The sequence below is a fragment of the Pseudomonas sp. MYb2 genome (assembly GCF_002979955.1).
Classification (GTDB): Bacteria; Pseudomonadota; Gammaproteobacteria; order Pseudomonadales; family Pseudomonadaceae; genus Aquipseudomonas.
Genome location: NZ_PCQC01000007.1, coordinates 180,823 through 202,486, shown reverse-complemented (window position 1 = coordinate 202,486; position 21,664 = coordinate 180,823). Strand labels below are relative to the sequence as shown.

The 21,664-nt window shown below is 60.0% G+C and carries 11 protein-coding genes; 4 read left to right on the top strand and 7 right to left on the bottom strand.

The genetic code is table 11. The annotated features are described in order from the left end of the window. Window positions 1-29 precede the first annotated feature (29 nt). The 3 genes from CQ009_RS14425 to CQ009_RS30070 are packed head-to-tail and all read left to right on the top strand — an operon-like array spanning window position 30 to window position 12,735. On the top strand, window positions 30-4,637 hold the full coding sequence (locus CQ009_RS14425; protein WP_256585428.1) for a Tc toxin subunit A: 4,608 nt from the start codon (window positions 30-32) through the stop codon (window positions 4,635-4,637). Between the two features lie 2 nt (window positions 4,638-4,639). Then, window positions 4,640-9,166, top strand: a complete 4,527-nt coding sequence (locus tag CQ009_RS14420; RefSeq protein ID WP_105707052.1) for a neuraminidase-like domain-containing protein — start codon at window positions 4,640-4,642, stop codon at window positions 9,164-9,166. Then, a complete protein-coding gene (locus CQ009_RS30070) occupies window positions 9,163-12,735 on the top strand; it encodes an Ig-like domain-containing protein (protein ID WP_177430995.1) in 3,573 nt (1,190 codons plus the stop codon). The genes CQ009_RS14420 and CQ009_RS30070 overlap by 4 nt, the downstream gene beginning before the upstream one ends. Here CQ009_RS30070 and CQ009_RS14410 read toward each other — a convergent pair. The 6 genes from CQ009_RS14410 to CQ009_RS14385 form a co-directional block, all read right to left on the bottom strand. Continuing rightward, window positions 12,732-14,063, bottom strand: coding sequence for a DUF58 domain-containing protein (locus CQ009_RS14410; RefSeq protein WP_105707050.1), 1,332 nt, complete (start codon window positions 14,061-14,063; stop codon window positions 12,732-12,734). The two genes, CQ009_RS30070 and CQ009_RS14410, sit on opposite strands and share 4 nt — an antisense overlap. A 103-nt stretch (window positions 14,064-14,166) precedes the next feature. Then, window positions 14,167-15,168 carry a MoxR family ATPase gene (locus tag CQ009_RS14405; protein ID WP_064391832.1) on the bottom strand — a complete coding sequence of 334 codons (1,002 nt, stop codon included), beginning with the start codon at window positions 15,166-15,168 and terminating at the stop codon, window positions 14,167-14,169. Next, window positions 15,165-16,328, bottom strand: coding sequence for a DUF4350 domain-containing protein (locus CQ009_RS14400; protein WP_064391830.1), 1,164 nt, complete (start codon window positions 16,326-16,328; stop codon window positions 15,165-15,167). The genes CQ009_RS14405 and CQ009_RS14400 overlap by 4 nt, the downstream gene beginning before the upstream one ends. Beyond that, the gene (locus CQ009_RS14395; protein WP_064391828.1) at window positions 16,325-17,881 is read right to left on the bottom strand and encodes a hypothetical protein; all 1,557 of its coding nucleotides are present in this window, start codon (window positions 17,879-17,881) and stop codon (window positions 16,325-16,327) included. The genes CQ009_RS14400 and CQ009_RS14395 overlap by 4 nt, the downstream gene beginning before the upstream one ends. Continuing rightward, window positions 17,868-18,845, bottom strand: coding sequence for a stage II sporulation protein M (locus CQ009_RS14390; RefSeq protein ID WP_105707256.1), 978 nt, complete (start codon window positions 18,843-18,845; stop codon window positions 17,868-17,870). Before CQ009_RS14390 ends, CQ009_RS14395 begins: the two co-directional genes overlap by 14 nt. Further along, entirely contained in the window at window positions 18,842-19,567 is a 726-nt protein-coding gene (locus tag CQ009_RS14385) for an RDD family protein (RefSeq protein ID WP_064391825.1), read from the bottom strand. Before CQ009_RS14385 ends, CQ009_RS14390 begins: the two co-directional genes overlap by 4 nt. 181 nt (window positions 19,568-19,748) lie before the next feature. Between CQ009_RS14385 and sbcB the strand changes: the two genes are divergently transcribed. Next, window positions 19,749-21,179, top strand: a complete 1,431-nt coding sequence (sbcB, locus tag CQ009_RS14380) for an exodeoxyribonuclease I (RefSeq protein ID WP_105707047.1) — start codon at window positions 19,749-19,751, stop codon at window positions 21,177-21,179. Window positions 21,180-21,277: 98 nt separating this feature from the next. Here sbcB and mvaT read toward each other — a convergent pair whose 3' ends face one another. Continuing rightward, window positions 21,278-21,655 carry a histone-like nucleoid-structuring protein MvaT gene (gene mvaT / locus CQ009_RS14375; protein WP_064391821.1) on the bottom strand — a complete coding sequence of 126 codons (378 nt, stop codon included), beginning with the start codon at window positions 21,653-21,655 and terminating at the stop codon, window positions 21,278-21,280. Window positions 21,656-21,664 lie beyond the last annotated feature (9 nt).

Below are 21,664 nucleotides of genomic sequence, written 5' to 3'. Positions count from 1 at the left end.
GGGCTGTGCTGGGTGAGAAAGACCCGAGCGTGCCCCGTCCCCTTGATGACTACCTCGACCGGCATCCCAGCGTATTCGAACTGATCAAGCTGCGGCCGGCGCAATTGCACGACCTCGGCCTGACACGCAAAGAAACACGCACATTGCTGACCCGTGGCAACGCTCTGGCGTTGTACATGGCCCGGCTGTTTCGCGAGCAAAGCCTGCGTCCGCAACCGGCGCTGCCTGTGGCAGATACTCTGGTGCCCTTGCCTTCCTACATGGATATGTTCCAGCCGGATGTCGATGGCGCCGCGCCGCCTGGCAGTCCCGAACACAGCGCTTCGACCACCGCCTACATGGTGGCGTTACGTGAATGGATACGCGACAACATCGAGCCATACGGTGACAAGGCGCAGACCATCAAGTTGCCCGAGCGGCGACCTGATGTGGATGAGTTGTTGATTGATGAAATGGCAATTGCCCGCGTGCAATCGCGTCTGGAAATTGCCAACTCGGTGCTGGAAGCACAGATTCTGGCCAGCCCGATCGGACCTTTTCCCGACGTCAAATCGTACCTGCGCACGATACGCTTTCATAACAGCCTGCCTTACGACCATGACTGGGCGAGCATTGCCCATGTCGTCGGTACCGCGCTTAAGGATGGCGCTCTGGGCGGCATCATTCGCCGGGTCGATGTCGATTATCCGTATTTCAAGAATGACGGCGCCCGGGGGGCGCGCGCCGATGTCGCGATGCAGCTCGACAGCGACATCGGGCCACTGCATCTGTCGTTATTGCTGGAAGATCCGTACTTCCCGCTCAATGCGGAAATGGCCGCGGCGCCCCTGCGCAGAGTGGATCCGTTGACGCGGCGTGTCGATCCACATCCACTGCGTTCTGCGGAGGATTTTTATCCTGCCAACTTTGGCAGTCTGGCGAACTTCCTCGATAGCCTGCGCATACTATGGATCTTCAGGGATGCAACGCGTCTGGATCAGCATGAGGTCGATTGTCTGCTGGGGCGCGGCGTCTTCACGCCGAAATTGTCGGCCAACGCGCCCGCGCTGGGTGACCCGGATACGCCGCTGACGGGAGAGGTGGCCGGCGCCCGATATATCCATGGCGCAGAATCGCCGGCTATCGGACTGGTGCCTGCGGATATCGGTGGGAAATTTGAACTGGTACATGTGGGGGAGACCAAGTTCGAAAAGTTGGAACACCGTATGGACCGGATCAATCGCAAGTGTCGACTGGACCGCATGCTGGGACTGCCCGCACATCACGTCGATCAGTTGCTCAGCGCCGCGATGCGCGCCGAACATCGTGGCACTGGCGAGCCGTCTGTGTGGATCCGCCCCAATACCTTGCGCTGTCTTGGCCTGTACAAGGATCTCAATCGTGCTTACGGGTGCAAGGCCGAAGAGTTTGCGGCGCTGATCGACGTGCTGTCGGTCTACGGTCAGGACGGGCAACTGTCGCACTATGACCGCGTGTACAACCGTGCAGCGTTATATGAAGAGCCGCTGCGCATCGACAACGGCGAGTTTGCAATCGTGCCACTCACCTCGGCCGAACAACAAACGGTGCATCAGATCTGCAGCGCGCTGGAGATCAACTTCGAAACCTATCGTTATCTGGCCACGGTGATCGCCGAGGCATTTGGTCTGAAAACACATTTGAGCCGCAGCCTGGAGATTCTCTCGAGTTTCTGGCGCCTGGTGTTCCTCGGTCGAATGTTCGACCTGACGCCGATCGAGTCGACGGCGCTGCTGCAGACCTTGAGCGCGGGAGAAGGCCTGGCGGCGCAACTGGCGGGCAAACCGCAAGTATCCAGTTACGGCTCGACGGATGGTGCCGACGCCCTCAGTGCCATCCGCGGTTTGATGACCTGCACCCAATGGTGCCAAGAGCAGGATCTGTCGCCGCTGTGGCTGGTGCGGAACGTCAATCCGGTCTACGTACCGACGGTCTGGAGCGAATCCCAGGAACAGTTGCTGCGTCAGATGCGCAGCAAGGTACAGGCAGTGCGGCTGGAGCCGGCGACACTGCTCGAGGAAGGTGCGCCGCAGCGCGATGACAGGCAACAGCTCATCGACTGGCCAGCGGCGCTGGAAAACCTGGTGGACAGCGATGGCCTGGTGATCGGCCGTATTGGCGAAACCCAGGCCGAGTACCTGGAACGCGCCACTTTTCTGATCAAGGATGTCGTGCAGACGATCTATTCAAGACCCGATAATCAGCTGCTGCGTGAACCGTTGGAAACCCTTCTGCTCACGATTGTGCTGCGTATTCGCGACGAGCAACGGGTTGTGGTGGAGAGCGCTCTCTCGGTCTATTTGAAGCTCGACGCGTTACTGACCGTGCAAGTGCTGGCGTGGGCTCAAGGCCAGGCCTATGACTTCCTGAAAGAAGCCATGAGCCTGCCGAACCTGAAAAAATCGCGGGTACTGGAGCAGCCGGATTCATTTCTGCAAATGCTCGCCGAGCTTGAACGGCGCGGGCGGATTGCGGAAAAACTGCAACTGACGCCAACCCTGCTCGCGACGTTGCTTGCGGGTGAGCAGTATGAATGGTTCAGCCTGGAGAACCCGTACCAGATTTCGATCCGTGTGGTGTATTACCTGACGTTCTATCGGCGCCTGGTATCGCGGGCCCGACAGCCTGAAGAAAAAATCCTCGATTACCTTACCCAGGTCAATCAATTGCCCGCTGACATGAGTGAAGACGGCCTGCGCCTGGCGCGTGACGCGGCGGCCGACAAACTGGCCAGCTACCTGGGCTGCGGTATCCGTCACGTACTCGAGTGCGCCGGGCACATCAGTCATGAGAGCGAAGACAACGGCAATCCGGCCTGGCCGATCCTGCGCAATCTGGCGCAGCTGGATTTGCTTGACCGCACGTTCGACCTGGCTCGAAGCGGAATGGACATCACCGCCGCCCTCAGGCTGGGATCGTTGAACCCGCTGGATCCGGAGGCGCTGTACGCAGAGGCGGCGCAAAATGCCCTGGAAAGTCTGGCCCGGTTCAACACCACGGGTATGTCGCACGATTCGGCGGAAGTCGGCCAGAGTTTCACTTCTCGCTGTGTAGTGGACAATCCGCAACTGATTGCCAATCTGTCACAGGAGGTCGCGGAGTTCGAAATTACCCTGCTCGATCTCTACGGCGAACCACTCAAGGGGGTGGTTCTCGATGTGGCAACCGACCTGGGCGCGGTGCTCACGCCAGTTATCCGCACGGATGACATGGGGCGCGCCCGGGCGCAATTGCAGGCAGGGGCCCGGGTCGGCACCGCGCATCTGCATTACAGAGTGCTGATGTACAAACCGGTGCACGCCCCGTCGGTGACCATCGACTGTGATGAGGCGACGCTGAAGTTCAACTCCGAGTTGAGCGATTTGCCGCCACGTGATCCGGTTCCGGCTGGACGCCTGTGGGAGCAGCCGATATACGCGGTGCTGATCGACGATTACGGCAACCGCGGCGCTCATCGGCAAGTGGCATGGTCGACGACGCTTGGCGACATTCGTCCGAGCCAGACCTACACCGACAAGGATGGCCTGAGTCGGGTGTGGATCTCCAGCCTGAGCCCGGGGAATGCATCCATTACAGTCGGCAATGTCGAGGGCAATCACAGTTTCACCTTCAGTCGGCCGATCGTGTTTGCCGATAAACCGCGGATTTTCAGCGCTCCGGTCATCTCTGAGGTGGCGTTGGTCAATCGTGCATTGCCGGTACGCTGCCGGGTGGTTGCGCTGGACGATGCACCTCTCGACGGTGAGAAGGTGATGTGGTGGACCAGCGCGGCGGCGGACAAGGTTGAGGTGCCGAGTGACGGGGACGGCTACTCGGTGTTTTCCGTGGCGCAACCGCCGGTGGGTGCATTAACGGTCTATGCGCAGTTGGGCAGCGACCCGGTGGTCGAAGTCAGCGTGTGGGTGGCCAGTGATGCACTGATCCACGACTTCTCGCAGGTGATTCGCTACCCGATCGCCAATGCTTCGCGCCCGACTTTGCTCTGGGTCGATGTGAAGGAGTCCGCAGCAGCGAACGCGCAGCCGGTGCCCAATTATCCGGTGCAGTGGAAGGTCAACAGCAACCCTGTGCAGGAACTGACGATTGTCACCGATGCTCAGGGGCGTTCGGTGTTCCCGTTCAATTCAGCAAGCGCAGGCGACTTCATTGTGACCGCCGACTTGACGCTGCATGCCGGGAAACAACAGGCATTCACGCTGAAGGTACTGCGAGCGTTTCAATGGAAGGTGGAGCTGGTCGTCATCGAGGCCGGTGGGGAAACCCGCACGCCGATCATCCCGGGAAGCGACGAACTCACCCTGTTCAGGGACAGTCATTATCGCCTTGAGATTTCTCCGCTCGACACCTCGCAACTCAGGGGCAGCGAGGGGGCGATGGGCTGGAGTTCCGAGTACACCAGCCAGGCACTGGGCATGACCTTCACGCCACCGCTGGCGACGCGTTTCACCTTCACAGACAGCCCTTATCAGGTGGATATCCGCACCGCCAACATCCGCAATGGCCGCTTTCAACTGAGTCTTTTCAGTGATCGCCTGAACGAGGCGCTGGTACTGGAAGGCACGCTGGGCAAACGCCCCGTCACCCGCCTTACCCGCAATCGCGTCGAGACAGGGAGATAACCATGCAAAACCTGCAGATCAATGAACTGACAGAACGCTACACGGCGGCCATGGTGGAAGCGGTGCTGGGACAGAAACTCTGGTCCGGTGCAGTGACGTTGAAAACCGCCGATGATTTGAGCCGCTATCTGATGCTCGACACCCGTGACAGCGCGCAGCTGCAAGCTACCCGGACATCCTCGACCGTGCGCTGCCTGCAAGAGCATATCCAGTCGGTATACAGCGGCATGGAAAAGGGTTACGAAGACAGCCATTTCGAAGACGACGACTTGCAGTACTGGTATCAGTTTCTCAGCCACTACAGCACCTGGTCGGCCAATGTGCTGCTCAAGGATCAGGCGGAAAACTACATCGTGCCCTCGCTGCGTCTGAAAAAAACCACCTTGTTCCGTGCCCTTGAAAACAGCCTGAACCAGATGCGTTTGACGAGTGCGTCGGTGCAACAGGGCTTGATGGAGTACACCCAGGCTTTCCAGCGCCTGTGCGATCTGGATGTGCTCAGCGGCTACATCGATGGCGAGAATGTTCAGGACGCCCGCTATTACCTGGTGGGCCAGGAGCGGACGGCGCCATTCGCCTATTTCCTGCGCAGTGTGAAGGTCGAGCTGGACAAAGACAGCCGCAAGATCAACCCCGCCGCCTGGGGCGAGTGGCAGAAGGTCGAACTTGCCACAACCGGTAGCGTCGTCGATATCCGCTGTGTGAACTGGCTCGGGCTGCCGGCAATGGTCTGGTGCGAGTGGCGTGATCGTCAGATCGACAGTAACGGTGTGGTGCAGACCCCGTGGTCGCTGGAGATCAAACTTGCGTTCAGCGCCCTGAACGGCCAATGGTCAGCGCCGCTGTCGCTGCATAAACGCGATTGCGAGTACGACGTGTCCAACGGACGGCTGACGGTCGTGTCGCTGGGCGACGGTGATCCCCGAGATGATCGACTGGCTGTCTGTTACACCAATCGGCACAGCCTGGACGGGCAGATGCCGCGGCACGACATCGAGATCCATGAAACCCGCGACGCGCTGTTTCGTAAGGTCAACGATGATACGGCGACTTTGCTGGCAATGACATTCGGGCGTTTCAGTGATGTGGCCAGCCTGCAACAAAAGGTGGTGCCGGCCGACTACTCGACAGTCAAGGTCAGCAGCACAGTGGAAACGCCCGGCAGCATCAACGGTAACCTTGAGATCGACGCGATCTATACCCGCGAGCGTGCAACGGACGGTAACTTTTATGAAGTGCTCCGAGTGCGCGGGCGCTGCGATGCGGTCAGGGAGCAGGGGCGAGTGCTTGAACGCCTGTCGCTCGGTTGGCGAGCGACCACAGCCAATACCTCCTTCGACATCCGCATCGTCGAGGCCGGCGAGCAGCAACTGCGGATCAGCCTGACCACTCGCCGGATGCCGGTAGAGGCTCACACCGTTGAGTTGATGGCGGGTTCGGAGAGGGAAAATGTCCACTCTTTTGCCATCGCTGATTTCGTTGAGACGACACCCGGCGACGGCATTTGGCTGGCCGAGGCCGTCGCCCCCCTGACCAATGAATTGCTCGCGGTCCTGCTGAACAGAACCCAGGACGAAGTGCGCGCCGGCGCCGGTTTTTCCATCACCGGTCTGGGCGATGCGGTTTTGAATGAGCAGAACCAACTGCTGCCCAGGATCCTTTATACCCCGGTGATGTTCAGCCTGGTGTTCGGTGCCCGGACTCAGGACGATCCTGCGGACTGGGTTTCGACCGGCGTTCTGGATGGTCACTATGCGACAGCTTGGCGTACCTATCGTCGTCAAGCGCCATCGCTGGGCATCAACAATTTTCCGATCGACACGCCGATCGAATTTGCTTTCGGTGAGGTGGCGGAAGGGCAAAAAGGTCATGGCCGCAGCAAGTTTGCCGTCACGCTCAAGGAGCGGCCGCGGTTGTACCTGACGCCTTCCATCGACAAGAGCAGCAGCGAGGGCGCGCAGTTCCTGAGTTTCAACAACAGTGCTCAGGCGCTCAGGTTTTCGCGCTTGAACTCCACGTTCGGCCCGGTGCTGACCAGTCGCGCGGCGGTCTCGGTGGATGCGCTGCTCGCCTGGGATACCCAGCATGTCGAGGAGCCGCGCATGCCTGATGGCAGTATCGAGGAGAATGGGCCGTTCGATGGCTGCAACGGTTTGTACTTCTGGGAGCTGTTCTTTCATACGCCGGATCTGGTCGGTGCGCGCTTGTCGGCAGAAGATCGCCAGCGCGAGGCGCAAGGCTGGTACGAATACGTGTTCGACCCGCTGGCGCGCAAGGTGGTGGCTAGTGTAAGTCCTGACCCCGAAACCCCTCCGATGATCCCGGCACCGGCCTATTGGCGCTGCCGCCCCCTGCAGAACGAAAACATCGAGTGTTCGTATGAAAGCGCGGCGCCTTCAGACCCGGATGCCATTGGCTATTGCGCGCCGGTGCATTTCAAGATCGCGATTTTCCTGCGTTATGTGGAAAACCTGATCGCGTGGGGCGATGCGCTTTATCGCCATCTGGATTACGACAGCATGGTGCATGCGGGGCTCAATTACAGCAGAGCGTTGACCTTGCTCGGTGAGGAGCCGATCACACGCACAGCGAGCAAATGGCAGGCGAAAAAGCTCCGTGACGTCCTGAGTCTGGTCAGCCGGCGCGATCCGCTCAAGGCATTTGAAGCGAGCCTTGCACTCACTCCGGCCGATGTACCGTCGTCGATGCCGATCACGCCTTATTTCGATCTGCTGGGCTCGGGGGCATTTCGTCCCGGGATCAATGAAAGGCCCAAAGCGCTGTGGAATCTGCTCAACTCGCGGCAGCACAACTTGCGCAACAATCGTTCGATCGATGGCCAGCCCCTGTCGATCCCCTTGTTCAGCCGGACGATGGATCCGCTGGAGCTGTTGCGCGCTCAGGCCAATGGCGGTCAGGGCGTGGCGCGTAATCCGGGAGGCCAGGTGCAGGTGGTGCCGTACAAATGGCGAGCCGTTTATAACCTGGCGCTACAGGGCGTGGAATTTCTGATCCAGCAGGAAGATCAGTTGCGTACCTGGCTGGAATTGCGCGATCGCGGTGAGCTGGAAACGCTGCAGCAAAGTCATCTTATCGAGCTGGCCGATTACACCATGGCGATCCATGAATCGACGATTGCCCAGATCGAGGCGACTGCCGCGTCGTTGCGCCAAAGCGAGAGCATGGTCAACGCCCGCGCGCAGCACTATGAGACGCTGGCCAGGGAAGGGGTTTCCGAGGCCGAGAATCTTGTTCTGCAAAAAAGCCGATCGGCCCGGGACTGGGCGGTAGGTGTCCAGTCCAGCCGGATATTGGGGGGGGCACTGGATACGCTGCCCAATATTGCCGGGGCCTCTTTCGGCGGCTACCGTCTTGCCGGCCCGTTCTATGCGTTGGCCGATAGCTTTCAGATCGGTGCAGACAACTTGCGCGGCGAGGCCGAAGAACTCGGCGTCATCGAGCAGTACCGACGCCGCCAGCAGGAATGGGAGTTGGCCCGGGATCAATCGTTGGCCGAATTGCGGGTGCTGCGCGAACAGTTGCTGGCGCAGGAACATAGCCTCGATGCGGCCCGTGCCGGTTTGCAGCAGAGCCAGATCGTCAACAAACAGGTCTTGGCTGTATATGCGTTCTATCAGAGTCGCGCGACGGGCCCAGCGCTGACCAACTGGGTGGTCGGCCAGGTCAAGACCTTGATTTATCAGGTCTACGATGTCGTCGCCGGTCTGTGCCTGTGCGCTGAAACCTGTTGGCAGTATGAATTGGGCGATTACCAGAGCCGGTTCGTCCGACCCGATGTATGGATGGACGCCTGCCACGGATTCACCACCGGCCAGTCGCTGAAACTCGATTTGCTGCGCATGGCCGCGGCGCGCATCAAACGTGACGAACACCGGCTGCAACTGGTCAAGACGATATCCCTGCGCACACTGGATTCGGCCGCTTGGGCGGACTTCAAAACATCGGGGACGCTGGCAATCAAGCTCAATGAAAAACTCTTCAACGAAGACTATCCGGGGCATTACTGCCGGCAGGTCATAGGTTTGTCTCTGACTTTTCCCGGTCTCCTGGGGCCGTATCAGAATATCTGCGCGACGTTCGTACAAATCACCAGTTCCACCTTGCTGGAACCAGACCTTGAGGCGGTCAAGTATCTGCATGACCCGGCCAGCGGCAATCCTGCGCCCGGCACGCTGGTGCAGAACCTGCGGCCTTACCAGCAGATCGGTCTGTCCCTGGGGCTGGACGACAACGGTATCGCCATGCGGATCGACGATGAGCGTTACCTGCCTTTCGAAGGCACCGGCGTGCACGCCGAATATGTACTAACCCTGCCGCGCCATGACCAACTCGCTCAAGCAAGCCTTCTGGGTTCATTGACAGACGTCATTCTGACGCTGGTGTATCAGGCGCGCGATGGTGGGCAGGCGTTCGCTGCTCAGGTCGAAGAGTTACTCCAATCCAGCCCCGTCAACTATCCGCCCGCTACGGCCATGCGCGCCCAACGGGCAGGGAAGCAACTGCCATGAGTGAACACACTATCCACGCCCGCCACAACTTCATCGTTAACGGCGATTTCATCCAGGACCTGAGTGACTGGAAGATCAATGACGAACGTAAGGTCAGCCGCCAGGAAGGTTTGTGGCAGGGCCAAACGATCGGCTTCATGAACGCCACGAACATGGGTGAAGGCTTGCAGTCCATCTCACTGGCAACGCGGCCGCGCCCTACACCGCGCAGGGCCGAATACAAATTGCTGTTTTCCTACGAGGCAGTCCAGGGCGCGGAAGGTACGTTGCGGATCAATCCCGGACTCGGCGGGGAGGTGGATCTGCGGCTGGTGCCTTCACGCCAGAGGGCGACTGAGTTGCAAGTCAGCCCTGACGGCCTGCTGCTGGATCTTAACCTGGTCGAATATTCGCACACGCTTGCCCTGGAGACTGAAGAGCAGACCGTCACCTTCACCGTTATGAGTCCGGACAATGGCGGGCCGGGTCGCCCGGGTGCGGTACGTTTCACCTCGGCGCGCGTCGAGTTGTTTCTTGAAGACTTGCGACTGGACAGTGTGTCAATCGACGGTGTCGCACAACCGTCCGACGACAGGCTGCACCTGTGCTTCGGTGCCGTGCATGAGATGACTCTGCAACTGGCCAGCGACAGTGTCTGGATCGATACGCGGGCGGGACTGCTCGTCGACAATGCGGAGCAGGATCCCGAGAATATTCTGACTGCCGGTCCGCTCTGGGGGCGGGAGCATCCTGTGACCGATCCCTGGGCGATCAACTGCGCCGGGATTACTCAGGACACAGAAATCGAGCGCACCCTGGGCGTGCGAAGTGAGTACACCGCTGACACCTATGCGTTGCCGGTGGTTTGCGGGCATTTCCAGCTCGACGTCATCGCGTTGCAGGAACCCGAGTGGTATCCGGTGATCGACCTCGCGCAGCACATGGAACTTTCAGTCCGTGTGCAAGCGCATTACACCGAAACAGCGCTGGCCAACCGTGAGGTCACCTGGACGCTCAAGGGCACCAATGGTGAGGATGATGTCGTGTTGGCCGTTCAGCCTTCGGATCCGAACGGCGAGTCGCGTTTGATCTGGACGCCCGACATTGCTGGTGAGTGGCTGATCGAAGCGTCGGTCGACAGTTATTACGCAAAGGAAGAAGCCCGGCATGTGTTTGCGGTCCGGGTACTGAAAGAGGATCCCTGGGTGAGCGCCCGGTTTGCCCTCGACGGGCCTCCACGCGATGGGATCTGGGGCAGCGCGACGGCCCATCCGTGCCGGGGCGCGAACCATGCGGTGTCGCTGGCATTTGCAGAGAAGCACTTCCTGGCCGACACCGAACTGGCGTTGCATTGGGCTGGGGAGGACACTCCGGACGGACTGGGCATGAACTTTATGCCGCTGCTGGACGACGGCAACCCGCTGCAGGAGCCAGGACAGGTATGGACGATGGCGTGTGGCAATCTGCGCGACAGCTTTTTCACATTCAATGTCAGTTGTTCGAAGTTGCTGCAGCCTTCGCCCCCGCAGGCGCTGGCACTGGCGCATAACTGGCTGGAACTGGGGGAAGTGAAGCTGCCGACCCGCTTTCCTTCGGTGGGTGGGGCGGCGTTGCCGGTGCAGATTCAGGTGCTGTCGAGGGTTCCGGGTGTAGGGGCCGTTAGCGGCGTCGGTGTACAGTGGTTTCTTGACGGCACGCTGGACCAGACGCTGTCGACGGGCGCCGACGGTTGGTCGCAGTACGCCTTCAACCCCCAGGAAGAAGGCTCGTCTACCGTTACAGCGAGGATTGTCAGTCACTATGACCAGCAAACCCTCGAATACCGGTTCGAGATCACCGTGTTGCCGGAAAATCCGCTAGCGCAATTGACCGCGGTGACGTTGGCAGGCGAGGCCGCCGGGACGGTTGGCTTGCTGTGTGCGCGCAATGCCGAACCGGTCGAATTGCTGGTCAAACCGGTGGGAGAGACTCTGGTTGGCGAGCCGTTTTATCTGGAGCTGATAGGTGAGGACGGCTCCGTTGTGGATTTTCAGGTTGAGCCTGATCCGGGTATTCCCCGACTTTTGCCGAAAGAAGGTTTGTCCTGGCAGGTCAGTTCTACGTCCAGTACCAGTGGCCGTTTTCTGTTGTACCTGTGTCATGAAGAGATCACGCCTTATGAATTGGCGGGTAGATTGTTCTCCTCGGTTCTGCAAGACGAGGGGATATTCAGCTTTGATGAACGACCGCTGGACGGCACCAGTACTTCCTATCCCTGTCTGGGCGGTCAACATCGCCTGCAATTCCTGCCCAATCCCGAAAGCGTGTTGACTGGCCTGGATGTCACTGCCCGATGGGTGAATGACGCGAACCTATCGCTCAATGCCACGCTTGCTCCTGACTATGCGCGCGAGTTGCCCAGCAATGGCCTGGACTGGACGCTGGATGCAGTCAACAGTACTGAACGCGCAGAGTCGGCGCTGGCGGTGACCCTGCCGCAGGCGCACTTCGACTATCCGCCAATGAAGATGTTGCTGGACCATAACCGGCTCGAAATCGCCGAAGTGCGCGGGCCGACGTTTGACCTGTTTATCGGTGAAAGCACTTTTCTGGAAGTCAGGAGTCGCTCTTTCTACACCGGTCGCGCCGTACCGGGAACGGAAGTCAGCTTTGCCTATCAGGGGGCTGAAACCCCCGTGCGGACTGAAGATAATGGCTGGGCCCGTTTTGCATTTACCGCCACGCAACCGGGCAGCATTACGGTAGTTGCCACGGTGCCGAGCCTGTACAACGAAACAGACGTCGCACCTTCATTCACCTTCGAGTTCTCGGTGCTGGCGGCGGTCGTTGCACCGGATACCGCAACGGCGCTGCCGCCCTTGAACCCTCTTGAGGAAATTGTGGATACAGCGCGAGACCAACAGCCCAAGTCCGTGAGGGCCGAGATTGCCGAGGTACGCGAACCTACGTTCGACCCGCAAGTAGGGGAAAGCGTAGTAATGGGCCTGAAGATTCGCTTGTCGGACACTCGCCAGGCGGCCTCCGGTGTTGAAGTGATTTTCTGGACCGGGCAAAGCACTGTTCGGGTGGTGACGGACAGCGAAGGCTGGGCGTTTTTTTCCTGGCAGGTGGCCGCGGCGGGAGACAACGAAGTGCTCGCAATGCTGGACAACTTCGATGAGACGCTGAATCCGGCTCGCTCCCATCTGTTCAAATTCACATCAATGAATGCCAATGTCTGGGACGATGCACTGATTCAGTTGAACGATGTCGGAAAAACGGTCTGGGGCGAGAAAACCCTGTTTCCCCGAACTCAGCAGGTACACACCATCTGGTTATCGGTCGACAACGCCACCAGTCACCTGCTCAATCGCGACATCTGTCTTGGATTGAAAGGCTACTCAACGGCTCTGGAACTTGGGTTGACCAGCGTGCAACCGGCATTGGGCACGTATCGCCGATTGACCAGTGCGGGTTTGAGTTGGCAATGCACGGGAACCATTGGTGGGGCTTATGCCCTGCAACTGGAAGCTTCGCGCCTGCTCAAGCGATCGCCGCTCAATCCGATGTCTTTGGGGCCGGCGCCGTCGGCCGGGCAGAGTGAGGACTAGAACAGCGCTGCTTTTTTCAAGCTCAGGTATTGCGTCACCAGACCCGGCCCGAACGCCTCGGGCCGGGTTTGCAGGACCGAAATGCCATGCGCGATCAATTGCTCTCGGCATTGCGCACTGGCATTCAGGTAGTCGACCGTGGCGCAATAGGTCAACGCTTCATCGAGGCTTTGCACCGGCTGCTGACGCAACTGGTCCAGCACCTCCTCCTGAAGACTGGCAACCAGCACCCGGTGCTGGCTGCTCAATCGTTTGACCGTGTCCAGCAGCTCTTCATCATCGACATCACGCAGATTGGTGACCAGTATCACCAATGCCCGACGTTTTTGCCTGGCCAGCAACTGGCTGGCCGCTGCCCGGTAGTCGGCCGGCCGTTGGCCGCTGTCGAGATCGTAGACCGAGTTGAGCAGGTCGGTGAGTTGTCTCGAGCCTTTGGCTGGCGCCAGATAACGCACTTGATCGCCGGCAAATGTACACAGGCCCACAGCATCGCCCTGACGCAAGGCCACGTAACTCAGCAGCAGGCAGGCGTTGAGCGCATGGTCGAAGTGCGACAGCTCGCCATCCTGACTGCGCATGCGTTGGCCACAGTCGAGCAGAAAAATGATCTGCTGGTCGCGTTCGTCCTCGTATTCCCGGGTAATCGGAGTGCGCTGGCGGGCAGTGGCTTTCCAGTCGATCTGGCGCAGGCTGTCGCCTTCGCGAAATTCGCGCAGTTGATGAAATTCCTGGCCCTGGCCGCGACGCTGACGCTGACGCACGCCGAGGCGGTTGAGCCAGTTATCCACCGCGAGCAACTCACCGCCGTAAAGCCGGGCGAAATCCGGGTAGACGCGGGTGTGGTCGGTGAGGCCAACCAGGCGTTTTGCCGTCCACAGGCCAAAGGGGCTGGGCAGGCTGATTTCGCAGTGTTCGAAGGTGAAGTGACCGCGCTTGAGCGGGCGCAGGCGATAGCCAGCCTGGCAGCACTGGCCCGGTTGCAGTTCGACTGACAGCGGCAGGTTTTCGCTGGCCAGGCCTTCCGGCACATGGTCAAACAGTTCGATGCGCAATGGCTCGGCAAAGTCGTGTTCGATACCGAGGTGTATTTCACCCCAGCGCCCCAGCGCCAGGCTGCCGGGGACTTGCCGGTCGAGCCGTGGCGAGGGCCGGCGATACAGCCGCACCGCATCGAAAATTGCCAAGGTCAGCAACGCCAGCAGCAAGCCCCAGTTGATCGACAGGATGCTGGCGGGCACCTCGATGGCGAGAGCTCGCAGCGTGCCTGTCAGCACGCCGATGACGCACAGAACCGCGAGCCAGATGAGCAAAAGGCGCGAGGGTTTCATGGCGCGGTACCGCAAAGATCAGCGCCCGCGACAGCTCCTGCACCGGTCACGATGCCCCGCAGGAGCAGCCGACGGCGATGATCTTTTGAGCTTGCAAAGATAGTCACAGGCGCGGCGCCGGCGTCTGGTCGAGTAATTGCTGCAGCACCTGATCGACCTGCAAACCTTCAATATCCAGCTCCGGCGCAATGCGCACACGGTGACGCAGCACCGCCAGTGCACAACCCTTGATGTCGTCCGGAATCACAAATTCACCACCGCGCAATAACGCACGAGCCCGGGCACAGCGCACCAGCGCGATAGACGCCCGAGGCCCGGCACCCAGAGTCAGGCCGGGCCAGCTGCGGGTGCTGCGCGCAAGGCGCACGGCATAGTCGAGCACCTGATCGTCCAGCGGCAAATCACTGGCAATGCGCTGCAGGGCCTGCACGTCCTTGGCTTGCAACACCGTGCGCAACGGCTGCACATCGAGCATGTCGGCGCGGGTCGAGCGGCTGACCTGACGCACCATGTTCAGTTCCTGATCGGCGTCCGGGTAATCCATGCGAACCTTGAGCATGAAGCGATCGAGTTCGGCTTCCGGCAGCGGATAGGTGCCTTCCTGTTCGATCGGGTTTTGCGTGGCGAGCACCATGAACGGCTGAGCGATGGGCAGCGCCCGACCTTCGAGGGTGACCTGGCGTTCCTGCATCGCTTCAAGCAGTGCCGCCTGGGTTTTCGCTGGCGCACGGTTGATCTCGTCGGCCAGCAGCAGGTTGGTGAACAGCGGTCCCTTGCGCAGCTTGAACTGCTCGGTGTGCAGGTCGTACACCGCATGACCAGTGACGTCGCTGGGCATCAGGTCGGGGGTGAACTGGATGCGCGCGAACTCACCGCCGAAGCAACGCGCCAACGCCCGCACCAGCAAGGTCTTGCCCAAACCGGGCACGCCTTCGAGCAACACATGACCGCCGGCAATCAGCGCGGTCAGCACATCATCGATCACCGCCTCCTGCCCGATCACGGCCTTGTGCAATTCGTTGCGCACTGCTTGCGCCAACTGGCTGGCACGCTGGCGTTGCTGGGCGACGTGACCGGCGCTGCCGGGCTCGATGTGTTCACTCATAGCGTGTTCCTCAAGGTTTGCAGGTGGGCGACCTGGCGGCTGAAGTCAGCGGCGGACAAGCGCTGTTTCGGCGCTGGGCTCAGGGCCTGACTGATAGCGCGGGTCGGTTGCCGGGTCAGGCGCGACAGCACCAGCCATTGCTCGGCAACGTTCAATTGGTCGAAGCCGGGATGCCGGCGCCGCGCGCGGCGCAGTACATCCTGTTGCAAGGCTTGCAACAGCGTGTGCTGGCCGTTGTGGCGCAGGATGAAATCGGCACTGGCGCGCAGGTGTTCCCGTAACTGTCGACGACCTGCCGGGGCCGGCGCCTGAACGGGCCCGTGGCGGACAGCGACGTGCCAGAGCCACAGGCCGATCAGCGCCAGCAGGGCGACGATAGCCTGCGGAAAATAACGCCAAAGCAGGCTCGGCAGGCCCTCGTGTTCTGTGTTGTAGATGAGGGTGACGGCAGTGTCGGCGCTCAGATACCAGAGCAGCCAGGCGTTGTCGTATTTGGCAATCGACGGGGTTTTCCACAGGTCGGCATCGGTGACCACGGTGACGGTGCCGAGGCCGTAGGCCAGTTGCATCATGTGGGTGGCCTTGGCGCTATTGGCCCAGGCCTGCGCGAGATTGTTCGGGTCTTCGAGGTGAAAATCGGTGTCGAAACCGGCGTAGGCCGGTGCGTCTTCGTCCTCCAGATACAGCTTGGTCAGTTGCGCAAAGCGGTCTTTTTCCTGATCTTCGGGTGGATCCTTCAAGTCCTTGCTCAGGAACTGATGCAACTGCACCCGATCGAGCAGCAAATCATTGCTCTGTTTGCTGCGCTCATCCCACAGCGATTCGGCGACAAACACCAGTCGACCACCCGCGCGGGTCCAGTTGAGGACTTGATCGATCTCGCGTGGCGGCATCTTCGAGCGCTCACCGAACAGCAGCAGCGTGTTGCTATGCGGGTCGATATCGGCAAGTACCGACGGGCTTTGGGCATGACTGACGTTGAGGCCACGATCCCGCAGGAACATTTCTGCCGCCAGATAAGGATTGGCCTGCGCGGCTGGCGAGGGGCCGTGATCGACGACTTCCTGATAAGGCCGGGCCTTGATGAACAAATAGATGCTCAACGTGCCCAGCAGCACGACGATCAAAGCGCCGGTCAGCCACAGAGAACGCCGGTTCAACGGGCCATTTCCTGATCGAACAGGGCGCGCCAGCCACTGCACAACTCTTGTTGCAGGTGTGCCGGTGGAATCCGGTGCCCGTAGGCCATGTTCTGCCAGTGCCGGGTCAGATTGTGGCTGTAGAGAAGCAGTTCGGGGCGTTGCAATTGTTCGATGCGGGCCAGTACCTGGTTTTCCGTGTCGGCGGGTTTCAGTGTCAGGGCAAAATCGTGTACCAGTTGGCTGAGCAGGCCTCGATAGAGCAGTCCCAATGCTGCACGCGGATCGCTCAGCCAGAGTTGTTCGGCGCTGCCGGCAATGTCGCCGGGCAGGGTTTCCCGGTTCAGGTCCAGGCCGAAGGCTTGTTGTGGCAGCGGGCGTTTGATGCGCGTTGGCAGAATCGGCTGGCGACTGACGAAGGTGCGCAGAAACTCGCGATAGCGCCAGATCAGCCAGCCGAGTGCTGCAATCAGCGTGGCCCACAACACTACTTCAATGACCTTGGCGAGAACGTTGAAATGCTGACCGTCGAGCCAGCCCAGCAAGGTTTTCAGCCACTGTGGAGCTTCACCGGGTTTGTTCTCCGTGGCCGGTGCGGCCGGGTCGTCGCCAAACCGGTAACGGGTGACGGACTCCTTGTTCTTGAACGGTGCCTGCTCCAGCAGCGCCTTGATGCTGTCGTGCGAGGCCTGGCTGGTCAGTGGCTGATTGAGCAGGCGAGGAGCGCTCGGGGCATCGTCAGTATTGGTGGTTTCAGCGGCCCATGCCGGTTGCAGATTCGGCAGAACCAGACAGATCACCAGCAGCAGACCGAGCGCACCGTTGTTCAGGCGTTGGCGCAAGCGACGAAACACCAGTTCAATGTCCCAGGCTTCCAGCTGCGTGCGGCGGTTGAGGTAAAGGCTGAAGCCGCAGGCGACATAGATCGGTTCCCAGAGCACGAGGATCAGCGCGTAAAAAGCGTTGGTCAGATGTTCCAGCCAGCGCCATTGATGATCGGCGGAGAGGATCAGGGTCTGCCAGTCCCAATCGGTTTCGATCTGCTGTGGCAGCAGCATGTAGAACAGCACCATCAAGCCGATCCACAGCGCGGTTTCCAGGTGCACGCCAATGATGGTCAGCCATTGCGCGGCGCCCGCATTGCGTTGCAACAACACTTGCAGGCGTTGTTGACGAGCAGTGCCGTCGAGGCCCTCGAGTTGCATCACCGGCATCGAAAAGCTGCGGCTCAGACTCAGGCGTCGCCAGGTCAGGCTGGCCAGCAGTTGTGGCTTGAGCAGGCGCGGCCATTCGCGCAGGGCTTGTTTAAGTGTGGGTGTTTCGCCGAACAGCGCTTTCGACAGGATGTACAGCGGCAGGCGTTCATAGGCAGGTTTCAGCCACCAGAAAATGAAGATCGCTAGCGACGGCGAGTCCCACAGCAGCAGACTCAGCAGGACAAACAGCGGCAGGGTGACGATCGCCCAACTGCTCATCAGCAGGCGTCGATGGCGCTGGCTCATGAGCACGCCGAGGTCCATGGCTTCCCAGGTGGTGCGCGGGCGGATCACTACGGTGGCGTCACTCAGGCGCATGGCGGGTCCTTCCGGCGAACAGCAGGTACATCGCCACCAACGCCCAAAGCGCTGCGCCAACGGCATATTTGGTCAGCGGCGTGACAGTTGTTTTCGCCGACCAATAGGCCTCGATGAAGGCCGCAATCAGCAGGAACAGCATGACCCCGCAGATCAGCAACACGCTTTTGCGCGCGGCCAGTCGCAGTGCTTCGCCGCGTGTCAGGCGTCCCGGCGCTATCAATGCCCAACCCAGTTTCAAGCCGGCGGCACCGGCAAGGGCAATGGCGCTGAGTTCAAAGGCCCCATGGCCGATCACAAACGGCCAGAATGTCTGGCCGAAACCGATTTCGCTCAGGTGACCGGCCACGGCGCCGATCACCAGACCGTTGTAGAACAGAAAGAACGCACTGCCGACACCGGCGAGCAATCCGCTGGCGAAGGTCTGAAAAGCGATGCCGATGTTGTGCATCACGTAGTAACCGAACATCACCCAGTCTTCGCTGGCCGCGCGTTCGGTGGTTCGCCCGAGGTGCCCGGCGACCGGATCGTACATACCTTGCATCTCGCGCACCTGATCGGCGGGAATCAGGTTGTAGACCAGTTCGGGAAACGCATGAACCAGCACGCCGACACCGATCAGGCTGCCGAAAAACAACAGGCCGGCAACCAGCACGAAGGGCCATTCGCTGCGAACCAGTCGCGGGAAATCAGCGAGGATAAAACTGAGCAGATTGGCGCCGAGTCGACTGCGATGGCGATAAAGCTGCTGATGGCCGCGCAACGCCTGTTGCTGCAATGAGTCGATCAGAAAACTGCTGTAGCCACGTTCCTGCGCCAGTGCCAGGTGCTGGCAAAGCCTGCGATACGCTTTGGGGAAACCGCTGACCTGCGAGGTTTGCTTGCCGCGCTCAAGGTGTTCGAGTGCCAGTGCAAAGCGCTCCCATTCGGCCTTGTGACGACTCTCGAAAAGGCTCTGTTTCATATCGGGCCCAATAAGCCGCGAGCGATGCCGTTGAGTTCCGTAACCGCTTTCGGTGCGCTGATATGCAGGGGCTGGGCGAGCAGTGCCGCCAGCTCATTGACCCTTGCCGGTGATAACTCCCCCTGACGCTCGGCAAAACCGAGCACCGCGCGTTGTTCGTTGAGGGTCAGCGGGACCGGTGCACGCCGAGGTTCGGCGCCGGGCAATTGTGGACGGTTGAGCGCTCGTTCGGTGTAAACCACCAGCGTGCCGGCGGCGATGTCGCCGAGGCGTTTGAAGCTCGGGTGCTGCAGGCAACTGATGGCGCCGAAGAAATAGCCGAATGGCAGCAAGTCGACAAATCGCAGGAGGTTGCGCAGCAGCGAGGCTGACCAGCCGATCGGTGTGCCGTCATCGTGGACCACTCGCAGACCCATCCACTGCTTGCCCGGCGAGCGTCCCTGGCGCAGTACTTCGAACAGCACCATGTACCACCAGCTCACGGCAAACAGCAGCAGCGAGCCGAGGCCCATGCCGAGTTTGCCAAGGAAGGCGAGGACGATGAACAGGACGCCGATGATCACCCCGCGCAAGCCCAGGTCGATCGTGAAAGCCACTGCACGCACCATCAACCCGGCCGGACGCAATGGCAGGTCGATGCCTTCCGGCGTTTCGACCTGGTGCCGCGTATCCAGCGGCGGGGTCAGCGGTGCTTTCCTTGGCGGTGCTGTGGGCTCGAGCATGGGCTACCTGATGTTCGCCTGTTCGGGGTGCAAGTGGGGCCGATGCTAGCAGCCTCTCGGGGGAAAACGACATAACTATGTATTGCACATCGTGTGGCACAAGGTGCTTGAATGACGCGAGGCTGGCCGCGACCGCGGTTGAACGCCTAGACTTCGCCGATCTTCAGTTCAGGAACCGCCCGTGACTTCCATCTTCTGGTACGACTACGAAACCACTGGCATCAATCCCCGTAGCGACCGCCCGTTGCAGGTCGCCGGGATTCGCACCGACCACGACCTCAACGAAATCGACGAGCCGGTCAATCTCTATTGCCAGCCCAGCGAAGACATCCTGCCGCATCCGGCGGCGTGCGCGATTACCGGCATCACCCCGAGCCAGCTCGCCGACAAGGGTTTGAGCGAAGCCGATTTCATGACCCGGGTGCATGCGCAACTGGCGGCGCCCGGTACCTGTGGCGCCGGTTACAACACCCTGCGTTTCGACGACGAGATGACCCGTTACAGCCTGTATCGAAATTTTTTCGATCCCTACGCCCGTGAGTGGCAGGGTGGCAACAGTCGTTGGGACCTGATCGACGTGGTGCGAGCCGCCTACGCATTACGCCCCGACGGGCTGGTCTGGCCGACCGATGACGAAGGCCGCGTCACCCTCAAACTCGAACGCCTGACCGCCGCCAACAATATTGACCATGGCCATGCCCACGAAGCGTTGTCGGACGTACGCGCAACCATCGCACTGGCGCGGCTGATCCGCGAGAAACAACCCAAGTTGTATGACTGGCTGTTTCAGTTGCGCAGCAAACAGAAAGTCATGGACCAGATTCGTCTGTTGCAGCCGATGGTGCATGTTTCCGGGCGCTTTTCGGCAGCGCGCCATTACATCGGTGTGGTGCTGCCACTGGCCTGGCACCCGAAAAACCGTAATGCCTTGATCGTCTGCGACCTGCACCTCGACCCGCAGGGTTTGCTCGACCTGGACGCACAAACCCTGCGCCAGCGCCTGTACACCCGCCGCGATGACTTGCTTGAAGGTGAGTTGCCGGTGCCGCTGAAGCTGATTCACGTCAACCGTTGCCCGGTGGTGGCGCCGCTTGCGGTGTTGCGTCCGGCAGATCAGCAACGCCTGGGCCTGGACATGGCGCTTTATCAGGAACGGGCACTGCGGCTAACTGACGCACAACTAGTCTGGAAAGATAAAGTTGCGACTATTTATGCCAGCGAAGACTTCACCCCGAGCGAGGATCCGGAACAACAGTTGTACGACGGATTTATCGGTGACCGTGATCGACGTCTATGTGAGCAAGTGAGAACCGCCGACCCTGCGCAATTAGCGCAAGAGCAGTGGCCTTTCGATGATGAACGTTTGCCTGAGTTGCTCTTTCGATATCGAGCACGCAACTTTCCCGATACGTTGAGTTTTGAAGAGCAGGAACGCTGGCGAATATTTTGTCAGCAGCGTTTGTGCCAAGCCGAAATGGGTGCACCCAATACCCTCGATTCTTTTACGCAGGCGTTGGAGCAATGGATGCTTAATGCTGCGCCGATGCAAAGCCAGGTACTCGGTGAATGGCAGAATTATGTCGAAGCATTGCGCAAACGTTTGAATCTTTGAAATCGAACATGTCCGCCCGACAATAGCGGGCATAAAAAAACGCCAGCGCAAGCTGGCGTTTGTTTTTATCGCAGAACGTTCTGCGAAGGCATTGCGGCTTAGCCCAGCAGGGTAGCCCAGCCTTCAACCACGTCACCGCCCCACTTGGCTTTCCACTCTTTCAGAGTTTTGTGGTTGCCACCTTTGGTTTCGATGACTTCGCCGTTGTGCGGGTTTTTGTATTGCTTAACTTTGCGTGCACGTTTGGTGCCGGTAGTTTTTACTGCGCCGCCACGTGGAGCTTTGGATTTTGCATCCGGATCCAGCAGGGCAATGATGTCACGCAGGGACTTGGAGTATTCGCCCATCAGGGTGCGCAGTTTGCCTTCGAATTCCAGCTCGGCTTGCAGTTTGTCGTCTTGCGACAGGTTCTTCAAACGGGCTTGCAGCTCTTTGATAGCTTCTTCGGTGGCGCGATATTCGTTGATCAAGGACATGATTACTAC